At 36.0% G+C, this 13,430-nt stretch carries 14 protein-coding genes; all 14 read left to right on the top strand.

The genetic code is table 11. From position 1 onward, the window contains the following. Window positions 1–86 precede the first annotated feature (86 nt). The 14 genes from lepA to ACFQ1Q_RS05285 all read left to right on the top strand — a co-directional run bounded on the left by lepA (window position 87) and on the right by ACFQ1Q_RS05285 (window position 13,388). Window positions 87–1,883 (top strand): translation elongation factor 4, encoded by a 1,797-nt coding sequence (gene lepA / locus ACFQ1Q_RS05220; RefSeq protein ID WP_386128685.1) that lies wholly within the window; start codon window positions 87–89, stop codon window positions 1,881–1,883. Next, entirely contained in the window at window positions 1,876–2,256 is a 381-nt protein-coding gene (locus ACFQ1Q_RS05225; RefSeq protein ID WP_386128687.1) for a hypothetical protein, read from the top strand. The genes lepA and ACFQ1Q_RS05225 overlap by 8 nt, the downstream gene beginning before the upstream one ends. Before the next feature lie 35 nt (window positions 2,257–2,291). Further along, entirely contained in the window at window positions 2,292–3,404 is a 1,113-nt protein-coding gene (locus tag ACFQ1Q_RS05230) for an NAD(P)/FAD-dependent oxidoreductase (RefSeq protein ID WP_386128689.1), read from the top strand. An 86-nt stretch (window positions 3,405–3,490) separates the two neighbouring features. Beyond that, complete coding sequence (locus tag ACFQ1Q_RS05235) at window positions 3,491–3,946, top strand: 3-oxoacyl-ACP synthase (RefSeq protein ID WP_386128691.1); 456 nt, start codon at window positions 3,491–3,493, stop codon at window positions 3,944–3,946. A 108-nt stretch (window positions 3,947–4,054) separates the two neighbouring features. Further along, window positions 4,055–4,573, top strand: a complete 519-nt coding sequence (locus ACFQ1Q_RS05240; protein ID WP_386128693.1) for a YceI family protein — start codon at window positions 4,055–4,057, stop codon at window positions 4,571–4,573. Continuing rightward, window positions 4,566–5,696, top strand: coding sequence for an NAD(P)/FAD-dependent oxidoreductase (locus ACFQ1Q_RS05245; RefSeq protein ID WP_386128695.1), 1,131 nt, complete (start codon window positions 4,566–4,568; stop codon window positions 5,694–5,696). The genes ACFQ1Q_RS05240 and ACFQ1Q_RS05245 overlap by 8 nt, the downstream gene beginning before the upstream one ends. A 167-nt stretch (window positions 5,697–5,863) precedes the next feature. After that, window positions 5,864–6,532, top strand: coding sequence for a methyltransferase domain-containing protein (locus tag ACFQ1Q_RS05250; RefSeq protein WP_386128697.1), 669 nt, complete (start codon window positions 5,864–5,866; stop codon window positions 6,530–6,532). An 89-nt stretch (window positions 6,533–6,621) separates the two neighbouring features. Further along, window positions 6,622–7,674 (top strand): type III polyketide synthase, encoded by a 1,053-nt coding sequence (locus ACFQ1Q_RS05255; protein WP_386128699.1) that lies wholly within the window; start codon window positions 6,622–6,624, stop codon window positions 7,672–7,674. Window positions 7,675–7,755: 81 nt separating this feature from the next. Continuing rightward, window positions 7,756–8,553, top strand: coding sequence for an enoyl-ACP reductase FabI (locus ACFQ1Q_RS05260; protein WP_386128701.1), 798 nt, complete (start codon window positions 7,756–7,758; stop codon window positions 8,551–8,553). Window position 8,554: 1 nt separating this feature from the next. Then, window positions 8,555–8,992, top strand: coding sequence for a 3-hydroxyacyl-ACP dehydratase FabZ family protein (locus tag ACFQ1Q_RS05265; RefSeq protein ID WP_386128703.1), 438 nt, complete (start codon window positions 8,555–8,557; stop codon window positions 8,990–8,992). After that, window positions 8,989–10,263 carry a beta-ketoacyl-[acyl-carrier-protein] synthase family protein gene (locus ACFQ1Q_RS05270; RefSeq protein WP_386128705.1) on the top strand — a complete coding sequence of 425 codons (1,275 nt, stop codon included), beginning with the start codon at window positions 8,989–8,991 and terminating at the stop codon, window positions 10,261–10,263. Before ACFQ1Q_RS05265 ends, ACFQ1Q_RS05270 begins: the two co-directional genes overlap by 4 nt. Before the next feature lie 52 nt (window positions 10,264–10,315). Further along, entirely contained in the window at window positions 10,316–10,567 is a 252-nt protein-coding gene (locus ACFQ1Q_RS05275) for an acyl carrier protein (protein WP_386128707.1), read from the top strand. Further along, on the top strand, window positions 10,567–11,127 hold the full coding sequence (locus ACFQ1Q_RS05280) for a 4'-phosphopantetheinyl transferase superfamily protein (RefSeq protein ID WP_386128709.1): 561 nt from the start codon (window positions 10,567–10,569) through the stop codon (window positions 11,125–11,127). The genes ACFQ1Q_RS05275 and ACFQ1Q_RS05280 overlap by 1 nt, the downstream gene beginning before the upstream one ends. 8 nt (window positions 11,128–11,135) lie before the next feature. Next, window positions 11,136–13,388: an efflux RND transporter permease subunit gene (locus tag ACFQ1Q_RS05285; protein WP_386128711.1), complete on the top strand. Its 2,253-nt coding sequence runs from the start codon at window positions 11,136–11,138 to the stop codon at window positions 13,386–13,388. The last annotated feature ends 42 nt before the right edge of the window (window positions 13,389–13,430 follow it).

Here is a 13,430-nt window from a genome sequence, read left to right on the forward strand (position 1 = left end):
AGATGATTTTCTTATAACTTTAGGTAGGTAAGCCGTTTATAAAACAACTATATTTGCAAAAGAAAAATTGCACTAGAAAAAATTACATGAAGCACATTAGAAATTTTTGCATCATTGCGCATATAGACCACGGTAAAAGTACTTTAGCCGATAGGTTGTTAGATTATACAGGTTCGGTGACAGCTCGTGAGCAACAAAACCAGTTGTTAGACAATATGGATTTGGAGCGTGAGCGTGGTATAACTATTAAGTCGCACGCCATCCAAATGGAGTATACGCTTGATGGTCAACAATATGTATTAAACTTAATTGACACGCCAGGTCACGTCGATTTTTCATACGAAGTTTCGCGTTCTATCGCCGCTTGCGAAGGCGCATTACTCATCGTTGATGCAGCGCAAAGTATACAAGCACAAACCATTTCAAATTTATATTTAGCGCTTGAAAATGATTTAGAAATTATTCCAGTACTAAACAAAGTAGATTTGCCAAGTGCAAATCCTGAAGAAGTAACAGATGATATCGTAGATTTATTAGGCTGCGACCCAGAAGAAGTCATTCATGCAAGTGGAAAAACAGGCTTTGGTGTAGATAATATTCTTAAGGCTATTATTGAACGTATTCCCGCACCACAAGGTGACCCTAATGCGCCATTACAAGCTTTAATTTTTGACTCGGTTTACAACACATTTAGAGGTATTGAAACTTACTTTAGAGTCTTTAATGGTGAAATTAAAAAAGGACAAAAAATTAAATTCGTCGCAACCAATAAAGAATATTACGCGGATGAAGTAGGTACTTTAAAATTGACGCAAGTTGCAAAACAAAGCGTAAAAGCAGGTGATGTAGGTTATTTAATAACAGGAATAAAAACAGCAAAAGAGGTAAAAGTTGGTGATACGATTACTGACTTTGAAAACCCAACCACAAATATTGTCGAAGGGTTTGAGGACGTAAAACCAATGGTTTTTGCAGGTATTTATCCGGTAGACACAGAAGATTACGAAGAGCTTCGTAACTCTATGGAAAAATTACAACTTAATGATGCCTCTTTGGTATTTCAGCCAGAAAGCTCAGCAGCTTTAGGTTTCGGTTTCCGTTGCGGTTTCTTAGGTATGTTGCATATGGAAATCATCCAAGAGCGTTTAGAGCGCGAGTTTGATATGACCGTAATTACAACTGTACCAAATGTGTCCTATCACGCATATACCAACAAAGAACCAGACGTTCCTTTTGTTGTGAACAACCCAAGTGATTTACCAGAAGTTACTACTGTAAATCGCGTAGAGGAACCTTATATAAAAGCTACTATTATTACAAAATCAGATTTTGTAGGTAATGTTATGAGTTTGTGTATTGAAAAGCGTGGAATGATTATGAATCAGACTTACTTGACGACCGAACGTGTAGAACTAATTTTTGAAATGCCACTAGCCGAAATTGTATTCGATTTTTATGACAGATTAAAAACTGTTTCTAAAGGTTATGCCTCTTTTGATTATCATCCAATAGGCATGAAAGTTTCGAAATTAGTACGTCTAGATGTATTACTTAATGCACAACCAGTCGATGCACTTTCGGCATTAATTCACGCAGATAACGCACACAATATTGGTAAAAAAATGTGCGAAAAGTTGAAGGAATTAATTCCACGTCAACAATTCGATATTCCAATACAAGCCGCAATTGGTGCCAAAATCATTGCTCGCGAAACAGTGAAAGCATTGCGTAAAGATGTAACTGCTAAATGTTACGGTGGTGATATTTCGCGAAAGCGTAAACTTTTAGAAAAGCAGAAAAAAGGTAAGAAACGTATGCGCCAAGTGGGTAATGTAGAAATTCCACAGCAAGCATTTATGGCTGTTTTAAAGTTGAATGATTAATCTGGTTAATCAGAATAACATACTCAGGCAAATAAAGGATATTCAAGTTCAAGCGGCACGCTTGATAAACAGAAAGTCTAATCTTCAAGAAATTGAAGAATTTTCTAATTATTCAGCTGAGATAAAATCGTTTCTACTTAAAAATATTGAAGATAAATTTATTTTAGGTCACATTCATCAAATTCCAGATTTATCACTAGACGAAACTAATTCTAATTCTAGAATATTTGATGTACTAGCATTTTCGTTCGATTTTGGGCTAGGAATCTACTCAAGAGACAAACGGAAAGCAGAGAAAGCTTTAAAAAAAATTAATGATATTCAAGGAAAGTATGCGTCTATAGAATTTATGCTAAAAAACTATTTTGAATAGTAAAGCTATCTTAGTAATCTAATAATTTAAGATTTTTGAATCTATCCTACTGGGAAATAAAATCATGGTTAACTAACGTCGATTTCACTATCATCGGTAGTGGTATTGTTGGACTAAGCTGTGCGCTTCAGTTACGAGAAAAACATCCTAAAGCAAATATTCTAATCCTCGAAAAAGGCATTTTACCACAAGGCGCAAGTACTAAAAATGCAGGCTTTGCCTGTTTTGGGAGTTTAAGCGAGTTGATTTCAGACTTAGAGACACACTCAGAAGGCGACGTTTTTAGTTTGGTAAAACAGCGTGTTGACGGACTTAAATTATTAAGAGAAACACTCGGAGATAAGGCCATAGATTACCAACAGCTTGGCGGCTACGAATTATTTACAAAAGAAGACAAAGCACTTTATGAGGAATGCTTAAGTCGAAAAAATGAGATTAATGATTTACTAAGACCTATTTTCAATGCTGAGGTTTTTAGTTTTAAGGATAATCAATTCGGATTTAAAAATGTTCAAGACACGTTTGGTTTTAATCAGTTCGAGGGGCAAATAGATACGGGTAAAATGATGGCAGCGCTACTTCAAAAAGCGCATCAAAAAGATATCAAAATTATTAATTCTACTGAAGTTTTATCGTTTTCAGAAGATGCAAATTCAGTAAAAATAAAAACTAATCATTTTGAATTTTCAACTCAAAAACTACTAATAGCTACAAATGGTTTCGCTTCAAAATTAATTGATGAAAACGTGAAGCCTGCACGAGCTCAAGTTCTTATCACAGAGTCAATAGAAAACTTAGAAATCAAAGGCACGTTTCATCTTGATAAAGGCTACTACTATTTCAGAAATATAGACAATCGCATTCTTTTCGGTGGCGGTCGAAACCTCGATTTTAAAACTGAAGAAACTTCAGAATTTGGACAAACTCAATTGGTAAAAAACAAACTAGAAGAACTTCTAAAAACAACTATTTTACCAAACAAAGATTTAAAGATTGGCCATTATTGGTCGGGCATCATGGGCGTTGGTACCCAGAAAAAGCCAATCGTAAAACAACTAAGTAATAATGTATTTTGCGGTGTAAGGCTTGGTGGAATGGGAGTTGCTATTGGAAGTATAATTGGTAAAGATTTAGCAGATTTATTATAATTTTTGTCAGTTCGAGCGCAGTCGAGAACTATTTAATCCAATGTCAAAAAGGTTTCAACTGCGCTCAACTAGACATATAGATAAAGATGAACGAGAACCTAAAACAAAACCTTTACAACCAATGCCAAACACAACTTGGCGCACGCTTAGAAGTCATCAAGAATAAAATTGCAGACATTCAAAGCGCATTGCAATCCGAAACAAAAAGTACAGCAGGCGACAAGCACGAAACGGGAAGAGCTATGTTGCAATTAGAACGAGAGAAAGCAGGGCAGCAATTGGCAGAACTTCAAAAACAACAAGAGCTTCTTCATAAAATCAATCCAAAACAAATACACACTAAAGTAGCTTTAGGCAGTATAGTCAAAACGTCTTCAGCAAACTATTTTATTGCTGTTAGCGTTGGCGAAATTAAGCTCAATAACGAGTTGTTTTTCGCCATTTCCCCAGCGACACCTATAGGTCAACTACTTCTTTCCAAGCAAGTTGGCGACAGCGTTCAGTTTAGGACGCAACAGTTCACAATTACAGAGATTATCTAGGAAAAAGGCCGTTATAAAAACGGACTGTTTCTGCTATGTACATTAATTTGTCGTTTTTCTCTTATGAGCCTTTAGAATATTGTCATAACTTCACACTAAAAATTAGTTATGAGAAATCGATTGTTCATTACGTTTTTCCTTTGGTTCTCTTTTATTGGATTTTCGCAAAACTCAAGCATAGATTTTGAAATTAGAAACTTAGGTATTAACGTTGATGGATTTTTTAAAAAATTCTCAATCACCACAAAGTTCGACGCATCCAATAATCTTAAAAATTTTAGTGGCGAAATCACAGTAAATTCTATAGAGACAGGCATAGAAAGTCGAGACGAACACCTTTTGGAAGAAGACTATTTCTACACTAAAAATTACCCTAAAATATTTTTAGAAAGTAAGGAGATTTCTAAAAAATCGGAAGGTAATTATAACGTAAAAGCGATTCTTAAAATTAAAGATAAGACCAAGCAAATCAACTTTCCAGTAAAAACAATAATCACAAAAGATTCCAGAAAAATAACTGCTTATTTTGAAATCAACCGTAGAGATTTCAATGTTGGCGGCGGTAGTCTGGTGATGAGTAAAACCGTTAAAGTCTCAGTTGTTCATATAGAAAAACGAAATGACTAAAACCTCAAAGGACATTATAATTATTGGTGGCGGTTTAGCTGGACTCACCAGCGCTATTCATCTTTCTAAAAAAAAATTTAAGGTTTTACTTATCGAAAAAAACAGCTACCCAAAGCATAAAGTGTGTGGTGAATATGTGTCTAACGAAGTGTTACCATATCTCAACTTTTTAGGCTTTAATCCTTTTGAATTTGGCGCAAAACGCATTTCGGAATTTGAATTAACGACCCATAACAACAAAAAAATAACAGCCAAGTTGCCACTTGGTGGTTTTGGGATGAGTCGTTACGAAATGGATTTTCAGTTGTACCAATTGGCTTTAAAAAACGGTGTTGAAGTGCTTCAGGATATTGTAGAAGATGTTGATTTTAATAACGATATTTTTCAAGTTGAAACAAAAGAAAATCAAATAATTCAGTCTAAAATTGTCATAGGTGCCTTTGGAAAACGCTCAAATCTCGATGTAAAATTTCAACGAAAATTCATTCAAAAAAAATCGCCTTATTTGGGTGTGAAAATTCATGTATCTGGGGAATTTCCTGAGGAAAAAGTAGCACTTCATAACTTTAAAGGTGGTTATTGCGGTGTATCTAAAGTAGAAAACGACTATATTAATTTGTGTTACATCACTAATTTTGAAGCTTTTAAGAAGTTTAAAGATATTAAGGCGTTCCAGGACGAGGTATTGTTTAAAAATGAAGTTTTAAAACAAATGTTTCAAAATTCAAAACCAGAGTTTGAAAAACCTTTAACCATTAGTCAGATTTCGTTTGAAACTAAAAATCCGGTTGAAAATCATATGATTATGTGTGGCGATACCGCCGGAATGATTCATCCCTTATGTGGCAATGGCATGGGAATGGCGATTCGTAGCGCACAAATAGCATCTGAGCTAATAATTGATTATCTTGAAGGAAAATTCGACAGTCGAGCAAGTTTTGAAAATGCTTACGCCAAATGCTGGAAAAAAACCTTTAGTTTAAGATTAAAAGCGGGACATACAATCGCGTATTTATTTCGGCAAAATTGGTTAGCGCCAAAGCTTTTGGTACTGTTAAGGTGGTTTCCATTTTTGGTACCGCAAATTATTAAAATGACACATGGCAAGCCTATGAAAGTTTAAAGTAAATCTGGTGGCTGAGGTTCTCGAAGTCACGAAAAACAAGATTGATGGATGACTGAGTAGAGTCGAAGTCAAAAAAAAGTCTGTCCGTTCGAGCGCAGTCGAGAACTAATTAATTGAAAGTATTGTTTATAAACACCACATACCGCAGCAATAAAACTGAAATTATGGACGACTTTTCCATGAAAGGCGACCTACTGCGCGACACTTTAGACAAGCTAGGAAAAATAAACAAATGGTTAGGAGGCAATCGAGTGACTTTAGATGGTGTTTCACAATTGTTAAAACATCAATCCAAAGACCAAACATACACTATTATTGATTTGGGCTGTGGACATGGAGATATTTTGAGGCTAGTTGCCGACTTTGGAAGAAAAAACGGTTATCAGTTACGATTAATAGGTATAGATGCCAATCAAGATGCGATTGATTATGCTTCGGAATTGTCGGTAGATTATCCCGAAATCACATTCGAAAACCATGATATTTTTTCAAAAGAATTTAAAAACTTAGATTACGATATCGCTCTAGCAACCTTGTTTTTACACCATTTTAAAACCGAAGAATTAGAAGTGTTATTGAAGCAATTATCGGGCAAAGCAAGATTAGGGTTAGTAATTAACGATTTGCACAGAAGTGAAATGGCTTACGGTTTGTTCAAGTTGTTAAGTTTGGTAATTTCTAACCAAATGATAGTTGAAGATGGGCTAACTTCAATTTTAAGAGCCTTCAAAAGAAAAGACTTAGAAAACCTAACAAAAAAATTAAACCTCAAATCAGAAATCCGTTGGAAATGGGCATTCCGTTACCAATGGCTTATTTTTAATCAGAAATGAAATTGTCTCCTTGAGGGGACTTTAGGGGTGTTTTTTTAAAGTAAAAGAAATAATAATTAATAAGATTCCTGCTTATGCAGGAAATAATTATGGCGGTACGCATAACATCAGTGGCAAAACAGTTGCCAGAAAATACAAGAGAAACTAAAGACATTCTGCCTTTTGTCGAGCTGTGGCTCGATGGGCAAGACGAGCGTTTTAAACGAAAAGTCCTTAAGATTTTTGAAAATGCTGCGGTTGACAAACGCTATTCCATAATGGGACCAGAAGAGGTATTTCTTAATACGTCTTTCGAAGAAAAAAACGACATTTATATCCGAGAAAGCATAAAATTGGCTGAAAAAAGCTTGGTAAAAGCCTTAGATAAAGCGAGTTTAAAAGCTACTGACATCGACTATATCATCACCGTAAGTTGTACTGGGATCATGATTCCGTCTCTCGATGCGTATTTGATTAATAGTCTTAGGATGAAACAAGACGTCGTACGCTTACCTGTAACCGAAATGGGTTGTGCGGCAGGAGTTTCGGGAATTATATATGCGAAGAATTTTCTTAAAGCCAACCCCAACAAACGCGCTGCTGTGATTGCGGTTGAGTCGCCAACAGCCACTTTTCAGCTAGAGGATTATTCCATGGTAAACATTGTCAGTGCAGCTATTTTTGGTGATGGATGTGCCAGTGTAATTTTATCATCTTACGAAGATGAAAAAGGACCAGAAATTAAAGACGAAGCTATGTATCATTTTTATGATGCGAATCATATGATGGGTTTTAAATTAAGAAACACAGGTTTGCAAATGGTGTTGGACCAATCAGTACCGCAAACGATTGCAGACCATTTCCCGAAGATTATTCATCCATTTTTAGAAAAAAACAATTTAAAAATTGAAGACATCGACCATTTGGTATTTCATCCAGGTGGAAAAAAAATAGTGCAAACTGTTGAAGAATTATTCGGTGCGTTAGGTAAAAATATAGACGACACCAAAGAAGTGTTACGACTTTACGGCAACATGAGTAGTGCTACCGTTTTGTATGTGTTGGAGCGTTTTATGGACAGAGATTTACCAAAAGGCGATAAAGGCGTCATGCTTAGTTTTGGGCCTGGTTTTTCTGCACAACGTATTTTATTAGAATGGTGACAAAATTTATTTTGTCATGCTGAACTGTCACACTGAGCGCAGTCGAAGTGTTCTTTCAGCATCTCATAAATTGAAAAGTAAATGACAAAGGAATTTCAAAATAAAAACCAATGGGCATTAATCCTTGGCGGAAGCTCAGGCTTAGGTTTAGCAACAGCAAAAAAGTTAGCCAAACACGGCATGAACATTTGCATCGTTCATCGGAATCCGCGTATGCAAGAGGACGAAATACAAGCTGAATTTGAAACGATAAAGCAACAAGGCGTTTCTTTTAAATCCTTCAACACAGATGCGTTTAAACCCGAAAAAAGAACCGCTGTAATCGAAGCTTTAAAATCTGAATTTGGAAGTCAACATAAGATTAAAACCCTTGTACATAGCGTTGCAAAAGGCAATTTAAAACCGATGGTTTCAAAAGATAAACCCGTTTTAAAACACGACGATTTTGCTTTGACCATTAATGCGATGGGCATTAGTTTATACGATTGGACTAAAGCACTTTTTGATGCGAATTTATTTGCTGAAGACACCAGAATTATAAGTTTTACTAGCGAAGGCAATAGCAAAGCATGGCAAAATTATGCGGCAGTTTCGGCAGCAAAAGTGACCTTAGAAGCCATTACCAGAAACATTGCTTTAGAGTTTGCGCCATTCGGCATAAAAGCCAATTGCATCCAAGCAGGTGTAACAGATACAGCGTCATTACGAATGATTGCCGGAAGTGAAAAAATTATAGAGCACAGTTTAATAAGAAATCCAAATAAGCGATTAACCTTACCAGAAGATGTAGCTAACGCTGTTTATTTATTAAGTAAAGATGAAGCCGCTTGGATTACAGGAACAGTTATTCCTGTTGATGGTGGAGAACATTTGAGTTAGTATGAAAACATCAGAAATTATATCACTTTTACCCTATCAAAACCCATTTTTGTTTGTAGATGGTATCGATGAAATTTCAGAAGATGGAATAACAGGACATTACACCTTTAAAACGGATGAATTTTTCTACGAAGGCCATTTTAAAAACAACCCTATTACACCAGGTGTTATTCTAACAGAATGCATGGCACAAATTGGTTTGGTATGTTTGGGTATTTATTTATTGAGGGATAAATTAAATTCTGAAAACCAACCGCAAATAGCTTTAACATCTCACCAAATAGATTTCTATTTGCCTGTTTTACCAAATGAAAAAGTGACGGTGATTTCAGAAAAAGAAGTTTTTCGGTTTAATAAGTTGAAATGCACAGTCAAGATGCTAAATGAAAAAGGTGAGTTAATTGCAAGAGGTTTAATTTCAGGAATGTTGAAAGCATGAAAAACAGAGTCGTTATAACAGGATTAGGAGTCGTTGCACCAAATGGTGTCGGCCTTTCGGACTTTATCGAAGCTCTAAAACAAGGCAAATCAGGGATTTCGTTTCATCAAGAATTAGCAGATTTAAAATTTTCATGTCAAATAGGCGGTATTCCAACAGTTTCAGATGAATTAAAATCGAAATATTTTACCGATTTACAGTTGCGAGGCTTTAATAGCTCGGGTATTTTATACGGATGTATTGCAGGCATCGACGCATGGAAAGATGCAGGTTTTGACAATAATCCAGAGAGCGAATTGGACTATGATACGGGACTAATTTTCGGCACAGGAACTTCGGGTGTTGAGAAATTCCGAGAAGCGATTTATGGTGTTGACGAAGGTAATGTTCGTCGTCTCGGAAGCACTGTTGTTTTACAAACCATGGCAAGTGGCGTTAGTGCGTATTTAAGCGGAATGTTGGGTTTTGGTAACCAAGTCACTACAAATTCCTCGGCATGTACCACAGGAACCGAAGCTGTATTAATGGGTTTTGAGCGCATCCAAAACGGAAAAGCAAAACGCATGTTGGTTGGCAGTTGTAGTGACCACGGACCTTATGTTTGGGGCGGATTTGATGCTATGCGCGTTATGACTTATAAGCATAACGATTCACCTGAAAAAGCATCGCGATCAATGAGTGCAACAGCTTCAGGTTTTGTTCCAGGAAGTGGCGCAGGAGCTTTAGTTTTAGAATCTCTTGACAGCGCTTTAGAGCGCGGTGCCAAAATTTATGCTGAGGTTCTTGGAGGCGAAGTCAACTCAGGCGGACAACGTCAAGGCGGAACATTAACTGCGCCAAATGCTGAAGCCGTGCAACGTTGTATTAGAAAGGCGATTGAGAATTCTGGAATTTCTTCAAATGATATTGAAGTCATCAACGGGCATCTTACAGCAACATCAAAAGACGGCTTAGAAATTGAAAATTGGTCGAAAGCTTTAAATAGAAGTGGAAGTAAATTTCCGTATATAAACTCCACAAAATCTATGATTGGCCATTGTTTGGCTGCGGCTGGAGCTATTGAATGTGTGGTGAGTGTCATTCAGCTTAATAACCAATTTGTAGCACCAAATATCAATTGTGAAGATTTGCATCCAGAAATCGAAGATATTTTAAATCGCGAGCAAATTCCGACTGAAAAATTAGACTTAAATTTTGATGTGATTGCCAAAGCCAGTTTTGGATTTGGAGACGTCAATGCTTGTGTAATCTTCAAGAAGTTTGAAGTCTAAAATGCAAAATCTCATATCAGTTTTTCGTATCTTTACTAGATAAAACAAGACTATGACCAACGACGAATTAATTGCCAAACTCAAAGGCATTATTGCACCTTACATTCAAGATGAAGCGGCTTTTAAAAACCTTGACGAAGACACGGATTTTATAAAAGATTTAAAGATTAATTCGGCCAATTTGGTCGATATCATTTTAGATATTGAAGACGAATTTGACATCCGATTAGAAAATGAGGACATGGAAAAAATGCTCGATGTAAAATCGGCAATGGCTATTGTAAATGCTAAGATCAACGCCTAATGGTTGGCAATGATATTGTAGATATCGCACAAGCCCAGAAAGACTCTAATTGGCAACGCCCACGTTTTTTGGACAAACTCTTTACTGAGAAGGAACAAGAATTTATTAAAAATTCAGAAGACAAAACTATTACTGTTTGGCAATTTTGGTCCATGAAAGAGGCGGCTTATAAACTATATGTTCAGCAAAATCCAAGTCGGTTTTACGCACCAAAGCAGTTTGAATGTGTCGCACATGCTTCAATTTGGAAAGTGAATTACAAAGAGTTCTCATGTTATCTTTCAACCAAAAAAACAACAGATTACATTCTATCTGAAGCGCGATTAATTCCGCATAAAATAACATCTGAAGTCTTAGTTTTTAAAGATGAAAATTTGAAAAGTCAGCGTCAAGTTTTAAGAGATAAACTAAGTGAAAGGATTGGTAAGAGCGACAATATTTCGACCAACACTATAGAATTCCAAAAATCAGAATTCGGTATTCCGACTGTAAAGTTCGATTCTAAAAGAATGAATGTGAGCCTAACACATCATGGCAGATTTGGCGCTTTTACTTTCTAGAAATAACTATGAAAAAATTAGAAAACCTCATATCAAAAATTATAAAATTCAGAATTGCAATCATTGCTTTTTTGGCAGTTGCTTTGGGATTTTCTGGCTATAATACGCTAAATAAATTAAGCGTTGACAACTCGCTTGGCATTTGGTTTTTAGAAGATGACCCAAGCTACCAAGCGTACATTAAATTTCAGGAAGAATTTGGGTCTGATGAGATTTTTATTGCCATGTTTCCTGTTGAAAACGCTATTGGGAAAAAAGAGGTTTCGGATTTAAAAGCGCTTCACAAACGTATTGATGCATTACCATACGTGCAAACGTCTTTCAGTTTAGCAAAGGCGAAATACCCTATTTACGCCAATCAGAAAATTAATTTTGATGATTTATATAATGACCAACGAAGCGATAGAGGTTTAAAAAATCTATTCAGCAAACTGCCAAATATCACATCGCAGTTAGTGTCTAAAGATTATAAAAGTCAGTTCTTTTATATTCAACTAAAGCCAACATCTACGGTTGAGGAAGAGCGCCAAGCCATTGCTGCAGAAATGCGGCAAATTATTGAAGAAAGCTACAAAAATTATTACCTCACAGGTCCACCAGTTTTAAACGAGGCTTACAGTAAAGGTATTTATAAGGAGAGTCTCCTATTTGGGGTTTTGACTGTTTTGGTGATTACGTTGATGTTACTGTTTTTATTGCCGAGCAAGCGCTATTTAATCATTTCATTATTGTCTGTTGCCATACCAATTAGCTTACTTTTTGGACTCATAACATCGCTTGGATTTGCTCTGAATATGATATCCATGCTCATTCCAACCATACTTATGGTGTATAGTGTTAGTGATGCGGTACATATTATAAACATCTATCATAAGGAAGGCTTGGCAAATAATGCAATGACAAAAGTCGAACTTTTGGCTGTAGCCATTCGCAAGAGTTTTACGCCATGTTTTTACACGACTTTGACGACGTTTGTTGGTTACTTTGCATTGTATTTATCGCCATTGCCAGCGTTTAAAAACATGGGTGTATTTACCTGTATTGGCTTAGTGTTCAGTTTTATTTTGGTGTATATCATTACCATTATTGGATTTAGTTATATGAATCTCAATTTTGAAAAAGCAAAACCACTTTTAAGCTTGAAACGTTTAAATCAATCTGCTTTTATCGACTGGTTAAACCGAGTTACGTCCGATTATAAAAACGGACTTATTGTAGGGTTTACAGCGGTTTTAATATTTGGGTTTTACTCTATTTTTCAGGTGAAAATAGACACCAATTCTCGTGACCTTTTGGCCGAAGGAAAGGCCAAACAAGATTTACGAAAAGTTGAAACAGAACTTGGCGGAAGTAACCGTTTGCAAATAAATATTTCGACATCTGACGGAAGTGTTATTCTGAATAAAGACGCCTTAAAACAGCTTGAAGACTTTCAAACAAAACTTGAAGCAAACGAATTGATTTCTAATCCTGTTTCCGTAGTGACGATTAAGCAGTTTTTAGAAAAGCGAACGCCAGTCTTGTTTCAGTCCAATGTGTCAGAAGATAGAATAAAGGCAACACTTTCTGAAGTTGATGCCAAGGATAATAGTTTTTTTAAATTATTTTCTGAAGACTTAACAACAGCTGGATTTACCTTAACGCTCATGGAAGGGCGAACGTCCCAGTTGAATAAAGTTTTAGACGATATTAAATTGGCATTTGAATCTTCTTTTGATACTAAGGAATTTAACTTAAAAATTAATGGTTTTGCTGTGGTTTTCGCGCAATTGAACAATTTTATTTTAGAAACACAATTCAAATCGTTTTTTGCAGCGTTTATAGTGGCTTTCTTTTGCTTATTGGTATTTATAAAACGTTTAAGAACTACGATTTTAGTGTTGATTCCAAATTTATTACCATTGACGGTTTTGGCAATTTTAATGTGGGTTTTAGACATTCCATTAGACGTCACCACCGCAATGATTACGCCAATTATGTTGGGTATTGCTATGGACGATACCATTCATTTGGTCTATAAATACAGACGAAGTAAAACCGTAAAAGGTAGCGCAAAAGAGCGCATGGATAATGCTATTAATTATACTGGTGGCGCATTATTCAGCACAACAATTGCCCTTGTTGGAGGCTTTTTAATCATAGCGAGCAGTGCCACGCCATCGGTTCGAGACTTTGGGTTGTTATGCGCTACAACTGTTGCTATTGCTTTAATTACGGATATTTTTTATCTGCCGGCGTTGTTGAAGCGGTTTGATAAATAGGGAAACCTCAGCTTTTAGGCTGAGGTTTCCCTATTTTTTTAG

Origin of the sequence: Winogradskyella litorisediminis (assembly GCF_042675765.1) — a bacterium.
GTDB classification, from domain to species: domain Bacteria; phylum Bacteroidota; class Bacteroidia; order Flavobacteriales; family Flavobacteriaceae; genus Winogradskyella; species Winogradskyella litorisediminis.

Bases quoted from the DNA above. Each gene is read 5' to 3' on its own strand.
- lepA (WP_386128685.1), top strand. From the start codon at position 87: ATGAAGCACATTAGAAATTTTTGCATCATTGCGCATATAGACCACGGT.
- ACFQ1Q_RS05225 (WP_386128687.1), top strand. From the start codon at position 1,876: ATGATTAATCTGGTTAATCAGAATAACATACTCAGGCAAATAAAGGAT.
- ACFQ1Q_RS05235 (WP_386128691.1), top strand. From the start codon at position 3,491: ATGAACGAGAACCTAAAACAAAACCTTTACAACCAATGCCAAACACAA.
- ACFQ1Q_RS05240 (WP_386128693.1), top strand. From the start codon at position 4,055: ATGAGAAATCGATTGTTCATTACGTTTTTCCTTTGGTTCTCTTTTATT.
- ACFQ1Q_RS05245 (WP_386128695.1), top strand. From the start codon at position 4,566: ATGACTAAAACCTCAAAGGACATTATAATTATTGGTGGCGGTTTAGCT.
- ACFQ1Q_RS05250 (WP_386128697.1), top strand. From the start codon at position 5,864: ATGGACGACTTTTCCATGAAAGGCGACCTACTGCGCGACACTTTAGAC.
- ACFQ1Q_RS05255 (WP_386128699.1), top strand. From the start codon at position 6,622: ATGGCGGTACGCATAACATCAGTGGCAAAACAGTTGCCAGAAAATACA.
- ACFQ1Q_RS05260 (WP_386128701.1), top strand. From the start codon at position 7,756: ATGACAAAGGAATTTCAAAATAAAAACCAATGGGCATTAATCCTTGGC.
- ACFQ1Q_RS05265 (WP_386128703.1), top strand. From the start codon at position 8,555: ATGAAAACATCAGAAATTATATCACTTTTACCCTATCAAAACCCATTT.
- ACFQ1Q_RS05270 (WP_386128705.1), top strand. From the start codon at position 8,989: ATGAAAAACAGAGTCGTTATAACAGGATTAGGAGTCGTTGCACCAAAT.
- ACFQ1Q_RS05275 (WP_386128707.1), top strand. From the start codon at position 10,316: ATGACCAACGACGAATTAATTGCCAAACTCAAAGGCATTATTGCACCT.
- ACFQ1Q_RS05280 (WP_386128709.1), top strand. From the start codon at position 10,567: ATGGTTGGCAATGATATTGTAGATATCGCACAAGCCCAGAAAGACTCT.
- ACFQ1Q_RS05285 (WP_386128711.1), top strand. From the start codon at position 11,136: ATGAAAAAATTAGAAAACCTCATATCAAAAATTATAAAATTCAGAATT.